Annotated in this window: 1 protein-coding gene and 1 pseudogene; both read left to right on the top strand. The window is 61.5% G+C overall.

The window, feature by feature from the left end:
- Positions 1-44 precede the first annotated feature (44 nt).
- A pseudogene (locus JMF90_RS37485) lies at positions 45-179 on the top strand (NADH-ubiquinone oxidoreductase-F iron-sulfur binding region domain-containing protein); the annotation flags it as partial.
- 82 nt (positions 180-261) lie between these two features.
- Positions 262-1,269, top strand: a 1,008-nt coding sequence (nuoG, locus tag JMF90_RS37480) for an NADH-quinone oxidoreductase subunit NuoG (RefSeq protein ID WP_201326381.1), incomplete at its 3' end; no start/stop codon positions are given.

Raw genomic sequence — 1,269 nt, 5'->3', positions numbered from 1 at the left:
TCGTATAACTTCGTATAATGTATGCTATACGAAGTTATTACGGCACGATCTGCGCGCTCGGCGATGCGGCGGCGATGCCGGTTCGCGGGATGCTCAAGCACTACTGGGACGAATTCGCGTACCACGTCGAGCACAAGCACTGCATGGTCGGCGGCCACGCGCACGCGGCGGCAGCCTGAAGCGAACCCGGTTGCGGAATTTGAGCGCACGGTCGGGCCAAGGCGCGAACGGGCGGAAATAGGTTAAGGACCATTCACCATCATGGTTGAACTTGAAATAGACGGCAAGAAGGTCGAGGTGCCCGAAGGCAGCATGGTGATCCAGGCTGCGCACAAGGCGGATACGTACATTCCTCACTTCTGCTATCACAAGAAACTGTCGGTCGCGGCCAACTGCCGGATGTGTCTCGTCGAAGTCGAGAAGATGCCGAAGGCCGTACCTGCCTGCGCGACCCCCGTGTCGGCCGGCATGATCGTCCGCACGCAGTCCGACAAGGCTGTGAAGGCGCAGCAGTCGGTGATGGAATTCCTCCTCATCAATCACCCGCTCGATTGCCCGATCTGCGATCAGGGCGGCGAATGCCAGTTGCAGGATCTGGCGGTCGGCTACGGCAAGTCGTCGTCGCGCTACTCGGAAGAAAAGCGCGTGGTGTTCCACAAGAACGTGGGCCCGCTGATCTCGATGGAAGAAATGTCGCGCTGCATCCACTGCACGCGCTGCGTCCGCTTCGGCCAGGAAATTGCCGGCGTGATGGAGTTCGGCATGCTGGGCCGCGGCGAGCATTCGGAAATCACGACGTTCGTCGGCAAGACGGTCGACTCCGAAATGTCGGGCAACATGATCGACCTGTGCCCGGTCGGCGCGCTGACCAGCAAGCCGTTCCGCTACAGCGCCCGTACGTGGGAACTGTCGCGCCGCAAGTCGGTGAGCCCGCACGATTCCGTCGGCGCGAACCTCGTCGTGCAGGTGAAGAACAACCGCGTGATGCGCGTGCTGCCGTTCGAGAACGAAGCGATCAACGAATGCTGGATCTCGGACAAGGACCGCTTCTCGTATGAAGGCCTCAACAGTGAAGAGCGCCTGACGAAGCCGATGCTGAAGCAGGGCGGCCAGTGGATCGAGACCGACTGGCAGACCGCGCTCGAATACGTCGCGAAGGGCCTGAAGGGCATCGCCGCGGATCACGGCGCGAACGCGCTGGCGATGCTCGCGAGCGCGCACAGCACCGCGGAAGAGCTGTTCCTCGTGAAGCAGCTCGCCAACGAACTG

It is taken from the genome of Burkholderia sp. E168m23 (genome assembly GCF_016586125.1).
Lineage (GTDB): Bacteria > Pseudomonadota > Gammaproteobacteria > Burkholderiales > Burkholderiaceae > Burkholderia > Burkholderia orbicola.
The sequence above is the reverse complement of the archived record's forward strand: the minus strand, read 5'-3'. Positions and strand labels throughout refer to the sequence as shown.